Source organism: Janthinobacterium sp. KBS0711 (assembly GCF_000988085.1).
Classification (GTDB): Bacteria; Pseudomonadota; Gammaproteobacteria; order Burkholderiales; family Burkholderiaceae_D; genus Janthinobacterium; species Janthinobacterium lividum_E.
This window is the reverse complement of sequence record NZ_LBCO01000004.1, coordinates 137,291-152,841: the sequence shown is the minus strand read 5'-3', so window position 1 is coordinate 152,841 and position 15,551 is coordinate 137,291. Positions and strand designations below refer to the sequence as shown.

Sequence of the window (15,551 nt, the reverse complement as noted above, 5' to 3'; positions counted from 1 at the left end):
GCGTGCATAAAAAAAGGCAGAACCACTGGTTCTGCCCTTTTACGTTGACTGCCTGCTTAAATTTTAGACGCTCAGCATCATCAGGCTCGCATTTCCGCCTGCCGCCGTCGTATTCACGCACAGCGCCCGCTCAGCAACGAGACGCCACAGGGGGATGGCACCCTCTTGCGTGGTGGAGATGGTGCCCACCAGCGCCCCTTCCCGTGCCGCCAGCAGCGGTTTGAGTTGACCATCGAGGCTAGGCTCGATCATGGCGATCTGGAAATCATGCTTGACCGACTCCAGGCTCGTAATGATCTGGATGCGGTCCTTCAGCGCAGCCGGCAAGTCGCCCGGGATCAGATCCGGCGCTTGCGCCAGCACCAGGGCCTCGTTACCGGTGGCCAGGACGGCCGCCAGCTGGTTCATCAGGGTGCCCGAGGTCGCTGCCGCGCACAAAATCGTGCCGCGTGCGGCAAAGCTCAGGGTGTTGCGCTCGCCGGTCGGGCCTGGCAAGACGGTGGTGCTGCCCAGCAAGGTGGTACGCGCATAGTCTTGCGCCAGTTGCACGACCTTGTCGTGGCCATGCATCTTCGCCCAGACGGTCAGCGCGTCGAGTGCAGGCGGCGCCTGGCGCTGGTGCTGCGCGCCTGCCGGTGCATTGCGCTGCAGGCGTTTCAGGTACAGGGGGCCGCCCGCCTTGGGGCCAGTTCCTGATTTGCCTTCGCCGCCGAACGGCTGCACGCCGACGACGGCGCCGACGATGTTGCGGTTCACGTAAATATTGCCCACATGTGCGCGCTTGGTAATGAAATCGATGGTTTCATCGATGCGCGTATGGATGCCCAGGGTCAAGCCGTAACCGCTGTCGTTGATCGATTGCACCAGTTGCGGCAGTTCGGACCGCTTGTAGCGGATCACGTGCAGCACGGGGCCGAAGACTTCCTGCGTCAATTGCGCCAGCGACTTGATTTCCAGCACGGTCGGGGCGACAAACGTGCCTTTGACGGTCGGCAAATCGAGCGAATAATGATCGATGGCCATGGTTTTCATCTTGTTGATGTGCGCCAGCAAGTTACCTTGCGCTTCCGCATCGATGACGGGACCGATATCGGTGGCCAGGCGGTCAGGATTGCCGACGCGCAATTCCTGCATGGCGCCCTTGAGCATGTGGATGGTCTTGTCGGCGATTTCCGTTTGCAGGAACAGCACGCGCAAGGCCGAGCAGCGCTGGCCGGCGCTGTCGAAAGCCGACGACATCACGTCCTGCACCACTTGTTCCGGCAAGGCGGACGAATCGACGATCAGGGCATTCTGGCCGCCCGTTTCGGCGATCAGGGGAATGTCGATGCCTTCGGCCACGGCGCGCGCGGCCAGATTGCGGTTGATCAATTGCGCCACTTCCGTCGAGCCCGTGAAAATCACGCCTTTCACGCGCGCGTCATTGCACAGGCCTGCGCCAACGACTTCGCCGCTGCCGGGCAAAAATTGCAGCGCGCTGCGCGGCACGCCCGCCGCATGCAGCAATTGCACGGCGCGGTGGGCGATCAGCGGCGTTTGCTCGGCCGGCTTGGCCAGCACCACGTTGCCTGCGGCCAAAGCGGCGGCCAGCTGGCCCGTAAAGATGGCCAGCGGGAAGTTCCACGGGCTGATGCAGGTGACGGGACCGAGCGCCAAGGTATTTGGCACGTGTTCCACCTGCGCCGCGTAGTAGCGCAGGAAGTCGACGGCTTCGCGGATTTCCGCGATCGCGTTCGGCAGGGACTTGCCCGCTTCACGCACGGCCAGGGCCATCAGCTCGATGTGGTGTTCTTCAAACAGGTCGGCCGCGCGCAGCAACGCTTGCGCGCGGATCGACGGCTCCGTGGTTTGCCAATCCATGGCGTAGGCGCTGGCGCTGGCCAGCGCCGTTTCCACGTCGGCCGGGCCGGCTTCCATGACCTTGCCCACGACATCGTCGTGCTGGGCCGGATTGTGCAGCATGTGCGTGGGGCCGTTCAGGCTGACGGCGCCATCGATCAGCGGCGCGGCCTGCCATGTCTGCTGCTGCGCCAGGCCCGTGGCCAGCGTGCGCAAGGTGTCTTCATTCGACAGGTCCAGGCCGGCCGAGTTCTTGCGTTCGTTGCCGAACATGTCCAGCGGCAGCGGAATCGACGGGTGCGGCAAGCCGCCCTGCAGGCGCGCCTGCTCCAGCGGATCGCGGATCAGGCTATCGATGGCCACGCTTTCGTCGACGATCTGGTTGACGAATGACGAGTTGGCGCCGTTTTCCAGCAGGCGGCGCACCAGGTAGGCCAGCAGGGTTTCATGCGAGCCGACGGGAGCATAAATGCGGCACGGCTTGTCGAGATTCTCGGGGCCGACGACCTGGTCGTACAGGGTCTCGCCCATGCCGTGCAGGCACTGGAATTCGTAGTCGGTGATGCCGTCGCGTTTCGCCCAGGTATAAATGGTCGACAGGGTTTGTGCGTTGTGCGTGGCAAATTGTGGATAGATCAGGCTGCTGGCGGCCAGCAGTTTTTGCGCACACACGAGGTAAGAGACGTCCGTGTAGACCTTGCGCGTGTAGACGGGATAGCCTTCCTGGCCATCGACTTGCGCGCGTTTGACCTCCGCATCCCAGTACGCGCCCTTGACCAGGCGCACCATGAACTTGCGGCCGCTGCGGTGCGCCAGGTCGATCAGGAAATCGATGGCGAACGGGCAGCGTTTTTGATACGCCTGCACCACGTAGCCGATGCCGTCGAAGCCGGCCAGGTCCGCATCGAAGGCCAGTGCTTCCATCAGATCGAGCGACAGTTCCAGGCGGTCCGTTTCTTCCGCATCGATGTTGAAGCCGATGTTGTACTGTTTGGCCAGCAGCAGCAGCGCTTTGACTTTCGGCAGCAATTCTTCCATGACGCGGGCGCGCTGGGCGCGGCTGTAGCGCGCATGCAGGGCCGACAGTTTCACGGAAATGCCGGGACCGTTGCGGATGCCACGGCCGTTCGACGCCTTGCCGATGGCGTGGATCGCCGTTTCATACGAGGCGTAGTAGTTGGCCGCGTCCTGCTGCGTCAAGGCCGCCTCGCCCAGCATGTCGTACGAGTAGCGGTAGCCGCGCGTTTCATTCTCGCGGCTGTTCTTCAACGCTTCCTCGATGGTTTGCCCCGTAACAAACTGGTTTCCCAGCATGCGCATGGCCAGGTCGACGCCCTTGCGGATCAGCGGTTCGCCGCCTTTGGCGATGAGCTTGGTCATGGCCGAACCGAGGCCCGATTCGCTATTGGTACTGACCAGTTTGCCCGTAATCAGCAAGCCCCAGGTGGCCGCGTTGACGAACAGCGATGGCGATTCGCCCAGGTGTTTCTTCCAGTCGCCCTTGCTGATTTTGTCGGCGATCAAACGGTCGGCTGTCTGACTGTCGGGTATACGCAACAGCGCTTCAGCCAGACACATCAATGCAACACCCTCTTCCGACGATAGCGAGAACTCGTGCATCAGTGCATCGACGCCGGACGCGCGTGTGCGTTTTTGGCGCACGTTCGAGACCAGGCGGTGCGCCAGCGCTTGTCCTTCGGCCGTCGTTTCGGTGCTGCTGGGGCGCACTTGTTGCAACAGCCACTGCACCGCCGAAACCTCGTCGCGCCTATAGGCGGCGGTGATGGCGGCGCGTTGTGGTGTCGCTTCGGGCAGGATTTCTGCCTGGAACGCAGCAAAAGGAATCGGGGTAAAAGCCGAGGGGCCTGCAGGGTGCATAAGTACTCTTTACAAGGAAAAAGGGGACGAAAACTGACGTAATTCTTGCTCTTTTTTGGTGCAAAAAAATACAGAAAGTCGGACGTTAAGATGATTCGATTGTAAAGGGGATTCTTATGGATTAATTCTGGTAATACAGGGGACTAGCAATAGATAGTTTTTGATGCGACAATTTAACCAAATAATATTAATTTGGGGGTGATGGTAATGCTGGACAAGATCAGTAAGAAAATCTTGATGGAATTGCAGAGCGATGGACGCATCAGCAATGTGGAGCTGGCCGCGCGCGTGAACTTGTCGCCGGCGGCCTGTCTGGAGCGCGTGCGCAAGCTGCACGAATCCGGTTACATCATGGGCTATACGGCCCAGTTGAATCCGCAGCTGCTCGACGTGTCGCTGCTGGTGTTCATCGAAGTGGTGCTCGATCGCACGACACCGGAAGTGTTCGACGCCTTCAAGCATAGCGTACAAATCATTCCAGAGGTACTGGAATGTCACATGGTCGCTGGCGGTTTCGATTACCTGGTCAAGGCGCGCGTCAAGGACATGGCCGCCTACCGCGAATTCCTGGGCAAGACCTTGCTGCAGAAAGGTGTGCGGGAAACCCACACTTATGCCGTCATGGAAGAGGTCAAAAACACCACCAAATTGCCAATTAAGTGACCCTGGTGTAGCCGTCCCGTTTTTCTGATTGAGCTATCGGAACAAATGTTGTAGGGTAGAACTACAATTCTGCTATCCGGTAGCCGGCCTGAAAACACGCGCAGACGTTGTATTCAGGGTGCAAGGTGGGCAATCGTGCCCACCCGCATACGGCCACAGCACGTCCCTCCCGGGACGTGACGGGTTCGCGCAGCGGGGGACAAATGAAGCAGTTGCAGCATCAGCTGGTGCGTTTCTTTGTATTCACGATCCTGGCCATGGCCGTCGCCTGTTGCCTGGCCTATCTGTTGCTGCTGTCGGGTGGCGACCATCCCTATTTGATCGCCTGCGTGGCTGCCGCCATCGGCGCCGCGCTGCTGGCGCTTGCCGGCCGTCTGCGCGGAGAACCGGGCTTGCACCAGTTCGCCGATACGGTGGGCAATGCCATCGACGCCATCATGATCGGCGCGGCGGAAACCTCGTATTTTGTCGATTCCGTCAAACAGAAGGTGGAACTCGACGTGCGCACGGCCAGCGATATCGCCGACAGTTCCGTACAAAATGCCGCGATGACGGAAAAGATCGCCGCCAATGCGGAGCGGGCCGCCAAGGTGGCCGCCGGCGTGCGCGTGGAAAGTGTGGCGGCGCGCGCCGAAGTGGACCAGGGCTTGCGCCGCATCAATAAGGCACGCGAGGAAGCGCAAGGCGCCTCCAGCACCATGCTGAGCTTGCAGGAAAAATCCAAACGCATTACGGGTTTCACGGAAGCCATTTCGGATATTTCCGCGCGTACCAACTTGCTGGCGCTGAATGCCGCCATCGAAGCGGCGCGCGCCGGCGAACATGGGCGTGGTTTTGCCGTGGTGGCCGGTGAAGTGCGGCAATTGGCGCAGCGCACCAAAGAAGCTTCCGATGAAATCAGCGTGATGGTGCGCGAAATCAATGAACAGTCGGAAAAAGCCGCGCGGGGCATGAGTTCGCTGGCGGCCGGCGTGACGGAAGCGGCACGCAATGTGGAAAGCGTGCACGCTTCATTGAGCCATATCGAGGAATCGTCGGGCGAATCGGAAGACGAGATTGGGCAAATCGCCCGCGCCTCGCGCGAACATGTCGACACGACGCAAGTGATCGCCGACGCCATCCTGCAAATCCGCGACAGCATGCTGTCGACGAATGCCGAATTGCCGCGCGCCACGCAGTCGGCCATGGCCCTGGCCGAGCGGGCCGAAGTGATCGCCGGCGCCCTCGGTGAATCGAGCGTGGCCACGCCGCACGACGAGATCCGCGAGGCGGCCCAGCACGCCGCGCGCGACGTGGGCAAACTGTTCGAGCAAGCCATCGCGTCGGGCCGTATCACGCGCGAAGCCCTGTTCGACCGCCACTACCGCCCCATTCCGAACACCAATCCGCCCAAGCACAACACGAAGTTCGATGCGTTTACAGACAAGGTGCTGCCCGACTTGCAGGAAGGCGTGCTGGCCGCCCTGCCCCACCTGGCGTACGCGGGCGCCGTCGACAACAATGGCTATTTTCCGACGCACAACAAGAAGTTTTCCCAGCCGCTGACGGGCGACTATGCCACCGATATGGTCAATAACCGCACCAAGCGCATCTTCAGCGATCGCACGGGCAAGCGCTGCGGCAGCAATACCAAGGCCTTCCTGTTACAGACCTATAAACGCGACACGGGCGAAGTCATGCACGATTTGTCCGTGCCCATCCACGTCGAGGGCAAGCACTGGGGTGGTTTCAGAATTGGTTATCGCTCCAGCAACCACGCATAGCAAAACGCCTGATGAGAGATCATCAGGCGTTTTTTCTTGTGCAGGTGACGCTTACTCGATATGCGGCTTCGGCGCCACGCCGCCACCGGCTGCCGTGGCCGTCCGTAAAGTGGGTGTGTTCATGCTTTCCAGGTGATTACGCAGCCATTTGTGGGCGGGGCTGCGGGCGTCGCGCTCGTGCCACAGCATGTCCAGGTGGACGGCCGGCAAGGTCAATGGCAAATCCTTGTACAGCAGGGACTCCGTCATGCCCGTCGAGGCGATCAAATGGCGCGGCAAGACCGTGATCAGGTCGGAATTGGCGACGACTCGGCCCGCCGTGAAGAACTGGTTGACCGTCAGCAGGATGCGCCGTTCGCGGTGGATCTGCGACAGGGCTTCGTCGATCAAGCCATGCGCGCGGCCGGAAAAGCTGACCAATAAATGGTTGGCCGCGCAGTAGTTATCCAGAGTCAATTCCTTGTCGGCCAGCGGATGGCCGCGGCGCATCACGCATACATACTTGCCGGAATACAGGCGCTCGTGGCGGATCGGCGAACCCGTTTCGCTCGACAATTGCGCCGCCACGCCGGGAAAGAAGCCCACGGCCAGGTCGATGTCGCCGCGCAGCAGCATGGGGCGCGGTTCGCGCGTCGTCAGCGGCATCATGCGCACGTTGACGCCCGGTGCTTCGCGTTCGATCGAGCGCATCAGGGACGGCAGCCAGAACGCGGCCGTCGCATCGGCCATGGCCATGCGGAAGGTGGCGTGGGTCTTCGACACATCGAAGGTTTCCGGCGTGACGGCCGCTTCCAGGCTGGCCAGGGCCGAGCGCACGGACGGCCACAGCGCTTCGGCGCGGGGCGTGGGTTTCACGCCATACGCCGTGCGGATCAGCAATTCGTCACCGAGGCTCTCGCGCAGGCGTTTGATGGCGTTCGATACCGCCGGCTGCGTCATCGCCAGGTGGCCGGCTGCGCGCGTCAGGTTTTGTTCCGTCATGACGGCGTCGAAAACACGCAGCAAGTTCAGATCCAGCGTCAGAAAACTCATGGAAAGCCCAAGATAAAAGTTAAATTGATTACTTAAAATTGATTACTTAGGAGTGTAAACCGCGCCGAGCACGAATATTTTCACTCGTTAAAAAATATTACAGTTTTCCATTCACGATTCATATAATTGGTATCAAGAAATGGAATTAGATTTATATGTTGCACTGCACTATAGTACTGGCAAATTCTATAATGCACTGGAACACTATGTCTACCTTCGCCTCCGCCCTGTACGCAGTATCCGCACCCGTGCTGGAGATTTCCCTGCTGAACGCCCTGCAACTCGTGCTGGTGATCGTCGCCGTGGGCGCCTTCGCCCTGCTGTTCAAGCCTTTGCTGGTGGGCATCGCCCGCGCCATGATGCTGGTGGTGCGTCCCAAGTTGAGCCGCGAAGAGCGCCTGGCGCGCCAGCAGATGCGCGAAGCGCAAGCCTTGAAGCGCACTCTGGGCAAGATGGATGGCGTATCGCCAAGCAACGCCGCCGAATTGCGCGCCCTGTCGACGCGTGCATAACCTCACTGTTGTAGAAAGATAAGCCGGCGCGAGCCGGCTTTTTTTATGCCCGTGGTTTTGTTCAGGCCGCTTTAAGCCATGTCGCCCAGCAAATGCGCGCGCAGTAACGTGTCGGCCGGATGGGCGCCGATCCAGATTTTCAGCAGCGCATTGTAAAAGGCCAAGTCCGGCACCGTGTCGCCCACCTGCTTGCCGTTCAGCTTGCACAACGTTCCCTCTTCCGGCAGCCAGTCCACGGTGAGGATGTCGCCCTTTTTCAGGCCGGGCACCATTTCGAACATGGCGCCGAACTGCATCGTCTGGCTCAGCAGGCGCGTGCGGTCGGCTTGATCGGAGCTGCGCTTCAAGCCTTGCATGAAGGCCTGGCCCAGCTCGTCTGAAGTGATGTCGCGCAACATGACGATTTCCAGGCGGCGCGGTCCGGGCAGTGGCAGGATGTCGGCCAGCTGGGTTTTCTTTTCCGGCAGGTACAGCGCGATCGTGTAGACCTTGAAGATGACTTTATAGCGCACGCCAGCGCCGTTGAGTTTCAGCTCGCGGCTGGCCAGCTGCACCGTGTCGTCCAGCTTGACGCCGCCCACCTCGACGGCCAGCGCTGCTTGTGCCAAGGCGGCGCACAGGCAGGCGCCAGCGAGGGAACGGCCGAAACGGGATGTGCGTATTTGCATCTTCTACCTCCGTGGAAACCATGGGCTGTGGATAAGTCAGCACACAGTGTAGAACAGTTGGCAGAAGCTGGCGCCACGCAGAAGTGGCGCGGGAGAAAAGCCTAGGTTTTGGCGGCAGGCAGCTCAGCCTGCAGGCGTTCGTACTTGGCCATCAATTGCTCCGGGCTTTCGCGCCAGGCGGGATTGAAGGGGATGCAGCTGACGGGGCACACTTGCTGGCATTGCGGCTCGTCAAAGTGGCCCACGCATTCGGTGCACTTGTTGGGATCGATTTCGTAGATTTCCGCGCCCATGTAGATCGCGTCATTCGGGCACTCGGGCTCGCAAATGTCGCAATTGATGCATTCGTCGGTGATCAGTAATGCCATGATTTCACTCTTACTTATTGCGATGAGGCAGCGTTGGCGGCAATCTTGTTTTGCAGCCAGCGGTTCACCGAGGGGAAGACAAACTTGGAGACGTCGCCGCCCAGCGCCGCGATTTCGCGCACGATGGTGCCCGAAATGAACTGGTACTGGTCGGACGGCGTCAGGAACATGGTTTCGACATCGGGCAGCAGGTAGCGGTTCATGCCCGCCATCTGGAATTCGTATTCGAAGTCGGAGACGGCGCGCAAGCCGCGCACGATGACCCGCGCCTCGTGCTTGCGCACGAAATCCTTGAGCAGGCCGGAAAAGCTTTCCACTTGCACGTTCGGGTAGTGGCCAAGCACTTCGTTGGCGATTTCCAGGCGTTCGTCGAGCGAGAAAAACGGTTGCTTGTTCTTGCTGTCGGCCACACCGACGATCAGCTTGTCAAACAGACCCGATGCGCGGCGCACCAAATCTTCATGACCACGCGTGAGCGGATCGAATGTTCCTGGATAAACGGCTACAACCATTGCGGCTCCCTGACGATGCACCAATATAGACGCGCATTATGCCTGAAATTGGTGCTGCGCCTCGGGCCAGGGAGCCTTTTTGCCTCATTTATAGGCAGATTCAGGCAGTTGCCGGCACTTTGTTGTAAGTTAGCAAATGATAATAAACGGTGCCCGCCTTGTCGGCGCGGATGACTTCCCACGGCGCCATCCACTCCGGCTTTTCCAGCGCGCTCGCTTCATCAAAGACCAGCGGCAAGCCCGATTCCGCGTACACGATGCCGCCTTCCTTGAGCAGGTTGGCGCACAGTGGCAGTACTTTCGCCAGGAAATCCTGCTGGTAGGGCGGGTCGAGGAAGATCAGGTCGAAACGCTGGCCGCGCGCCGCCAGGCCTTGCGCCGTCAGCAGGGCGTCGCCGCGCAGCAGTTGCACATTGTCGGCGTGCAATTTCGTCTTGTTTTCTTCCAACTGGCGGATCACGGGCGTGTGCGTGTCGACCATGGTGACGGACGCGGCGCCGCGGCTGGCCGCTTCGAAGCCCAGCGCGCCGCTGCCGGCGAACAGGTCCAGCACCTGGGCGTTGGCCCAGTCGCCGTCGCGCAAATGATTGATCCAGTTAAATACGGTTTCGCGCACGCGGTCCGGTGTCGGGCGCAAACCGAGTGCCTGCAAAACAGGCAGCACGGAGCGCTTCCACTGGCCGCCGATGATGCGCACCTGGTTCGGTGGCGGCGCGTGGTGGACGGGGACTTTGGCGGGTTTTTTAATCTTCTTTTGCATGGGGATTTCTTCAATTCGATGGCGGCCACTATAGCATATGGCCCCCTCCCCCCTGCTGGCGCTGCCTCTCTATTTGGCTTGCGTGGCCAGGGAATTGAAATCGTCGATCCAGCCCTGCATGCGCTTGACGGCGTGGGCTTTTTGCGCCGGCGTGGCGATCTTGATGACCGTCAAGACCATCTGCGCCGTGCTGTTTTCGTAGGCATCGAAGAAGGCCTTGCGCTCCGAATGTTCCAGGCGCTCGAAACTGTCCTTGATCAGGGTCATGATCAAGCCCGCGGTCGCTTCCTTGCTGAGTTTTTCCTGATGGACTTTCTTGACCAGGTTCAACACATTTTGCTGGCGCCGCATGCGTTCGTCGAGCCAGATTTCATTGTTCAGGGGACGCGCATCGGATGCCTTGCGGATGATGGCTTCCTGCTCGCTGCTGAAACTGCCAAACCACAGTTCGAATTGCTCCATGGCTTTCTTGTAGCGCAGCGTCTGGCGCTTCTCCCGGTCGCCGCTCAGGTATTTCTTGCGGTAATCATCATTGTTCGACTTGAACTTCTTTTCCATCTGCGCGATCTGCTCGGGCTTGAGCGAGCGCGCCAGGTCGGCCAGTTCGGGTGCCGCCTTCAGCAGCAGCGCCTGGGTGCGTTGTTTGATCTCGCTGTAGTCGGCCATCAGGTCCGCCTGCGTGGTATTGCCTTGCAGCTGCTTCTGGCCCGTGCGCAGGATTTCCACGTAATCCTTCAATTGCGTTTTGCGGTGCCAGTCGAACAGCTTGTCGATATCCTCGCGCACCCAGCCTTTCTGGTCGCGGTCCAGGTCGACATACGCGTTGAGCCACCAGTACAGCACGGTATCGCCATTGTTGTAGGCCAGGCGCAAGCCGCTGCAGCCGGCCATGACGACGAGCATGATGGCCAGCACGGCATAAGTAAAACGGCTAAAGGGCGTGGAAGATGGGGCCTGCGTGTTAAACTTTTTCATATTCTTAACTTATAAAAGACGGTCTATGAACGTTGTCATTCTCGCTGCCGGTATGGGCAAACGCATGCAGTCGGCACTGCCCAAGGTATTGCACCCGTTGGCGGGCAAGCCGCTGTTGTCGCACGTCATCGACACGGCGCGCGGCCTGGCGCCGTCCCGATTATGCGTGATTTACGGGCATGGGGGCGCAGCGGTGCTGAAGTTGCTCGACGGCTACAAGGTGAACCATGCTGTGCAGATCGACGCCGCCGAGCAGGCGCAGCAGCTGGGCACCGGCCATGCCGTGCAACAAGCGCTGCCTTTGCTGGACGACAGCGTGCCGACCCTGATCCTGTACGGCGACGTGCCGCTGACCAGCGCCGCTTCCCTGCAGCAACTGGTGGATGCGGCTGGGAACGATAAGCTGGCCATCCTGACCGTGGAACAGGACGACCCCTTCGGCTTGGGTCGCATCGTGCGCGAGCACGGCGCCATCGTGCGCATCGTCGAGGAAAAGGATGCCACGCCAGCAGAGCGCGCCATCCAGGAAATCAACAGCGGCATCATGGTCGCGCCCACCGTGGCCCTGAAGCAATGGCTGTCGGCCTTGTCGAATGACAATGCGCAAGGGGAATACTATTTGACCGATATCGTTGCCCAGGCCGTCGCCGACGGCGTGGCCGTCACCTCGGCCCATCCGGCTGCCGTGTGGGAAGTGGCGGGCGTCAACAGCAAGGTGCAGCTGGCCCAGCTGGAACGCATCCACCAGAACAATATCGCGCAAGCGCTGCTTGAGCGGGGCGTGACCCTGCTGGACCCGGCCCGCATCGACGTGCGCGGCGAACTCATTTGCGGCCGCGATGTCACCATCGACGTCGGCTGCGTGTTCGAAGGCAGAGTCGAACTGGGCGACGGCGTGCGCGTGGGCGCCAACAACGTCTTCATCAACGCCACGGTGGCGGCCGGCGCGCACATCAAGCCCTTCTGCCATATCGAGGACGCCGTCGTCGGTGCCGCTTCCATCATTGGCCCGTATGCGCGCCTGCGCCCGGGCACGGTCCTGGCGGAAGACGTGCATATCGGTAACTTCGTCGAAGTGAAAAATAGCCAGATCGCCGCGCACAGCAAGGCCAACCACCTGGCCTACATCGGCGACGCCACCATCGGCTCGAAGGTCAACATCGGCGCTGGCACGATTACCTGCAACTACGATGGCGTGAACAAGTTCCGCACGGTGATTGAAGACGACGCCTTCATTGGCAGCGACAGCCAGCTGATCGCGCCCGTCACCGTCGGCAAGGGCGCCACCTTGGGCGCCGGCACGACCTTGTCGAAAGATGCGCCGGCCGGCAAGCTGACCGTCTCGCGCGCGCGCCAGGTCACCATCGACGGCTGGACGCGTCCCGTGAAAATCAAGAAGTAAGCGCACCGCCCTCGGTTCGCATGACGCCGTCAGCCTGTCCGGGCTGGCGGCGTTTTTTTACGCCTGTGGATAATCCTGTGGAGAGTGGACTGACAACTCGGGATAAGTCGTGCCACTTTTCCCATCCCGTATTTTTTCCGTACTGTTATGTGTGGATAAACATGTGAACAAGCATGCGGACAAGTGATGGATAAGCCCGGTATAAACTGCGTATAAACGGTAAAGAACCTGTGGAGAAGACGGGATAAGTTATCGGCTCCGGCTTGCCGCTCCAGCCTGCAAGCCAGACTGCGCAGATGACAAAAATGGCTCGGGATTTTTGCTCATCTTGATTGTGGATAAGCCTGTGTCTAATCTAAGGACAAGTGCTGAATAACTCATAAGTCATTGTATTTGAAGGATATTCAAGGACTGTTTGTTAATGCCGGCTGTGGGTAAAGCTGTGCAAAAGCCTGTGTTTAAGGCATGGACAAGCCATGGATAAGACGGGATAAGTTTTATGCGAGAGCCGACGTACATTTATTGAAAGGCCTCATGCGAGGCTGAATGTGGCAGCCGTGGATATCCTTGATTTTTCATGCTGTGGATAAACTTGTGTATAAGCAGGATGAAAGTCGGGGATAAGCAGGGATAACTTCTCTACAGTCTGCTTCACACAGCGATGCGCGTCTCGAATTTGCTGCGAAACGTGGAAAAATAGCTTTTCACGTTGCGCACATTCGCGTGCGCGGCAAACAAGCGGTGCGCCAGCGCGTGGTAAGCGGGCATGTCGGCCACCTGCACCATCAGCACGAAGTCGGGTCCGGGCGAGACGCGGTAGCATTGCAGTACGGCGGGCTCGTCCGCCACCAGTTGCTCGAATTCCGCCATGCGCTCGGCCGCCTGCACGTCGAGCGTGATTTCCACGACGGCCGTCAGGCGCGCGCCCACCAGCTGCGGCGCGACGATGGCCACTTGGCGTTCGATGACGCCGCTTTCGCGTAAATGCTTGATCCGCCGCAAACACGTGGGCGCCGAGACGTGCACCGCTTGCGCCAGTTCACTGTTGGTTTGCGATGCATCAATTTGCAAGGCGTTCAGGATGCGACGATCGATTTCGTCGAGGGTAATGTTGTCTTCGCTCATGGTTTTGAAGAATTGAAGAATATATAGAGTCTAAATGAAATAATATTTCATCCTAAAATGGATGTGAAATATTCAGTCAAATATACACTGATTTAGAAAGCATATTTCACGCACTCTGCATTAGCATGCGTGCATTGATGAATTTTTAGACAGAGGTTTCCATGTGCGGCATCGTCGGCGCAGTAGCGCAACGTAATATCACTCCCATCCTGGTCGAAGGCTTGAAGCGCTTGGAATACCGCGGCTACGATTCCTGCGGCATCGCCCTACATGCGGATGGCCGCCTGCAGCGCTCGCGCTCCACCTCGCGCGTGGCCGAACTGGAAAAGCAGATCGCCGAAGAAGGCTTGAGCGGTTTTACGGGCATCGCCCACACGCGCTGGGCCACGCATGGCGCCCCTGTCTCCTTCAATGCCCACCCGCACTTTTCCCCAACGGAAGAGAACGCCCGCGTGGCGCTGGTGCATAACGGCATCATTGAAAACCACGACGAACTGCGCGCCGAACTGACGGCCCTCGGTTACGTCTTCCAGAGCCAGACGGACACGGAAGTGATCGCCCACCTGGTCGAGCACATGTACAACGGCGACCTGTTCGAGACCGTGCAGCAAGCCGTCAAACGCCTCGATGGCGCGTATGCGATCGCCGTGTTCTGCCGCGACGAACCGCACCGCGTGGTCGCCGCGCGCCAGGGCTCGCCCCTGATCGTCGGCCTGGGCAATGGTGAAAACTTTGTCGCGTCGGACGCCATGGCGCTGGCCGGCACGACCGACCAGATCATCTACCTGGAAGAGGGCGACGTGGTCGACCTGCAACTGTCGCGCTGCTGGATCGTCGACGTCGATGGCAAGCCTGTCGAGCGCGAAGTGAAAACCGTGCACGCGCACACAGGCGCGGCCGAGCTGGGCCCGTACCGCCACTATATGCAGAAGGAAATCTTCGAGCAGCCGCGCGCCATCGGCGACACCTTGGAAGGCGTGACGGGCATCATGCCGGAACTGTTCGGCGACGACGCCTATAAAATCTTCAAGCAGATCGACCGCGTGCTGATCCTCGCCTGCGGCACCAGCTCGTATGCGGGCATGACGGCGAAATACTGGATCGAGTCGATCGCCAAGGTACCCGTCAGCGTGGAAGTGGCCAGCGAATACCGCTACCGCGACAGCGTGCCGAATGCGAATACCCTGGTCGTCACCATTTCGCAAAGCGGCGAAACGGCCGACACCCTGGCCGCCCTGAAACACGCGCGCAGCTTGGGCATGCTGCACACCTTGACCATCTGCAACGTGGCCACCAGCGCCATGGTGCGCGAATGCGCCCTGGCCTACATCACGCGCGCCGGCGTGGAAGTGGGCGTGGCATCGACCAAGGCCTTCACCACGCAGCTGGCAGGCCTGTTCCTGCTGACGCTGTGCCTGGCGCAAGTCAATGGTCACCTCTCCGAAGAACAGGAAGCGGCGCACCTGAAAGCCATGCGCCACTTGCCCGTCGCCATCGCTTCCGTGCTGGCGCTGGAGCCGCAAATCATCGCCTGGTCCGAAGAATTCGCCCGCAAGGAAAACGCCCTCTTCCTGGGTCGCGGCATGCACTATCCGATCGCCCTGGAAGGCGCATTAAAGCTGAAGGAAATTTCGTACATCCACGCCGAAGCCTATCCGGCCGGCGAGCTGAAGCACGGCCCGCTGGCCCTGGTGACGAATGAAATGCCCGTCGTCACCATCGCGCCAAACGACGCCCTGATCGAAAAGCTGAAATCGAACATGCAGGAAGTGCGCGCCCGCGGCGGCCAGCTGTACGTTTTTGCCGATGTGGATTCCCGCATCAGCTCCGGCGAAGGCTTGCACGTCATCCGCCTGCCCGAGCACTATGGCGACCTGTCGCCGATCCTGCACGTGGTCGCGCTGCAATTGCTGGCCTATCACACGGCGCTGGCGCGCGGCACGGATGTGGACAAGCCGAGGAATCTGGCGAAGTCGGTGACGGTGGAGTAATATTTTAAAATGCATCAACAAGGTTGATGCAGAAATTAATCTTGAAAATTTAAGTTCTTTAAG

The 15,551-nt window shown here is 59.9% G+C and carries 13 protein-coding genes; 5 read left to right on the top strand and 8 right to left on the bottom strand.

Annotation, left to right across the window (positions count from 1 at the left end):
• Nucleotides 1-63 precede the first annotated feature (63 nt).
• Nucleotides 64-3,717, bottom strand: coding sequence for a trifunctional transcriptional regulator/proline dehydrogenase/L-glutamate gamma-semialdehyde dehydrogenase (gene putA / locus VM94_RS01230; protein ID WP_046681839.1), 3,654 nt, complete (start codon nt 3,715-3,717; stop codon nt 64-66).
• 207 nt (nt 3,718-3,924) lie between these two features.
• On the opposite strand from putA, the gene VM94_RS01225 reads away from it, so the two are divergent.
• Both VM94_RS01225 and VM94_RS01220 read left to right on the top strand, forming a co-directional pair.
• Nucleotides 3,925-4,380, top strand: a complete 456-nt coding sequence (locus tag VM94_RS01225; RefSeq protein WP_010393827.1) for an Lrp/AsnC ligand binding domain-containing protein — start codon at nt 3,925-3,927, stop codon at nt 4,378-4,380.
• A gap of 203 nt (nt 4,381-4,583) precedes the next feature.
• A complete protein-coding gene (locus VM94_RS01220) occupies nt 4,584-6,143 on the top strand; it encodes a methyl-accepting chemotaxis protein (RefSeq protein WP_046681838.1) in 1,560 nt (519 codons plus the stop codon).
• A gap of 51 nt (nt 6,144-6,194) precedes the next feature.
• Here the strand turns inward: VM94_RS01220 and VM94_RS01215 are convergent, their stop codons facing one another.
• Entirely contained in the window at nt 6,195-7,175 is a 981-nt protein-coding gene (locus tag VM94_RS01215) for a LysR family transcriptional regulator (RefSeq protein ID WP_034752642.1), read from the bottom strand.
• A 206-nt stretch (nt 7,176-7,381) separates the two neighbouring features.
• Here VM94_RS01215 and VM94_RS01210 point away from each other — a divergent pair, with 206 nt between their 5' ends.
• Nucleotides 7,382-7,687 carry a hypothetical protein gene (locus tag VM94_RS01210; RefSeq protein ID WP_034752641.1) on the top strand — a complete coding sequence of 102 codons (306 nt, stop codon included), beginning with the start codon at nt 7,382-7,384 and terminating at the stop codon, nt 7,685-7,687.
• A gap of 71 nt (nt 7,688-7,758) precedes the next feature.
• Here VM94_RS01210 and VM94_RS01205 read toward each other — a convergent pair whose 3' ends face one another.
• The 5 genes from VM94_RS01205 to VM94_RS01185 form a co-directional block, all read right to left on the bottom strand.
• Nucleotides 7,759-8,355: a chalcone isomerase family protein gene (locus VM94_RS01205; protein WP_046681837.1), complete on the bottom strand. Its 597-nt coding sequence runs from the start codon at nt 8,353-8,355 to the stop codon at nt 7,759-7,761.
• 101 nt (nt 8,356-8,456) lie between these two features.
• Entirely contained in the window at nt 8,457-8,723 is a 267-nt protein-coding gene (locus tag VM94_RS01200; protein WP_034752637.1) for a YfhL family 4Fe-4S dicluster ferredoxin, read from the bottom strand.
• A 14-nt stretch (nt 8,724-8,737) separates the two neighbouring features.
• On the bottom strand, nt 8,738-9,235 hold the full coding sequence (coaD, locus tag VM94_RS01195) for a pantetheine-phosphate adenylyltransferase (protein WP_034752633.1): 498 nt from the start codon (nt 9,233-9,235) through the stop codon (nt 8,738-8,740).
• Nucleotides 9,236-9,335: 100 nt separating this feature from the next.
• Nucleotides 9,336-9,995 (bottom strand): 16S rRNA (guanine(966)-N(2))-methyltransferase RsmD, encoded by a 660-nt coding sequence (gene rsmD / locus VM94_RS01190; protein WP_138828952.1) that lies wholly within the window; start codon nt 9,993-9,995, stop codon nt 9,336-9,338.
• 69 nt (nt 9,996-10,064) lie between these two features.
• Entirely contained in the window at nt 10,065-10,970 is a 906-nt protein-coding gene (locus VM94_RS01185; protein WP_185982095.1) for a DUF6279 family lipoprotein, read from the bottom strand.
• A gap of 25 nt (nt 10,971-10,995) precedes the next feature.
• Here VM94_RS01185 and glmU point away from each other — a divergent pair, with 25 nt between their 5' ends.
• Nucleotides 10,996-12,372 carry a bifunctional UDP-N-acetylglucosamine diphosphorylase/glucosamine-1-phosphate N-acetyltransferase GlmU gene (gene glmU / locus VM94_RS01180; RefSeq protein WP_046681835.1) on the top strand — a complete coding sequence of 459 codons (1,377 nt, stop codon included), beginning with the start codon at nt 10,996-10,998 and terminating at the stop codon, nt 12,370-12,372.
• A 651-nt stretch (nt 12,373-13,023) separates the two neighbouring features.
• Here glmU and VM94_RS01175 read toward each other — a convergent pair.
• Nucleotides 13,024-13,497, bottom strand: a complete 474-nt coding sequence (locus VM94_RS01175) for an Lrp/AsnC family transcriptional regulator (protein WP_046681834.1) — start codon at nt 13,495-13,497, stop codon at nt 13,024-13,026.
• Between the two features lie 161 nt (nt 13,498-13,658).
• Between VM94_RS01175 and glmS the strand changes: the two genes are divergently transcribed.
• Entirely contained in the window at nt 13,659-15,488 is a 1,830-nt protein-coding gene (gene glmS / locus VM94_RS01170) for a glutamine--fructose-6-phosphate transaminase (isomerizing) (RefSeq protein WP_046681833.1), read from the top strand.
• Nucleotides 15,489-15,551 lie beyond the last annotated feature (63 nt).

Coding starts and splice junctions, on each gene's coding strand:
- putA (WP_046681839.1), bottom strand. CDS start 3,717: ATGCACCCTGCAGGCCCCTCGGCTTTTACCCCGATTCCTTTTGCTGCG.
- VM94_RS01225 (WP_010393827.1), top strand. CDS start 3,925: ATGCTGGACAAGATCAGTAAGAAAATCTTGATGGAATTGCAGAGCGAT.
- VM94_RS01220 (WP_046681838.1), top strand. CDS start 4,584: ATGAAGCAGTTGCAGCATCAGCTGGTGCGTTTCTTTGTATTCACGATC.
- VM94_RS01215 (WP_034752642.1), bottom strand. CDS start 7,175: ATGAGTTTTCTGACGCTGGATCTGAACTTGCTGCGTGTTTTCGACGCC.
- VM94_RS01210 (WP_034752641.1), top strand. CDS start 7,382: ATGTCTACCTTCGCCTCCGCCCTGTACGCAGTATCCGCACCCGTGCTG.
- VM94_RS01205 (WP_046681837.1), bottom strand. CDS start 8,355: ATGCAAATACGCACATCCCGTTTCGGCCGTTCCCTCGCTGGCGCCTGC.
- VM94_RS01200 (WP_034752637.1), bottom strand. CDS start 8,723: ATGGCATTACTGATCACCGACGAATGCATCAATTGCGACATTTGCGAG.
- coaD (WP_034752633.1), bottom strand. CDS start 9,235: ATGGTTGTAGCCGTTTATCCAGGAACATTCGATCCGCTCACGCGTGGT.
- rsmD (WP_138828952.1), bottom strand. CDS start 9,995: ATGCAAAAGAAGATTAAAAAACCCGCCAAAGTCCCCGTCCACCACGCG.
- VM94_RS01185 (WP_185982095.1), bottom strand. CDS start 10,970: ATGAAAAAGTTTAACACGCAGGCCCCATCTTCCACGCCCTTTAGCCGT.
- glmU (WP_046681835.1), top strand. CDS start 10,996: ATGAACGTTGTCATTCTCGCTGCCGGTATGGGCAAACGCATGCAGTCG.
- VM94_RS01175 (WP_046681834.1), bottom strand. CDS start 13,497: ATGAGCGAAGACAACATTACCCTCGACGAAATCGATCGTCGCATCCTG.
- glmS (WP_046681833.1), top strand. CDS start 13,659: ATGTGCGGCATCGTCGGCGCAGTAGCGCAACGTAATATCACTCCCATC.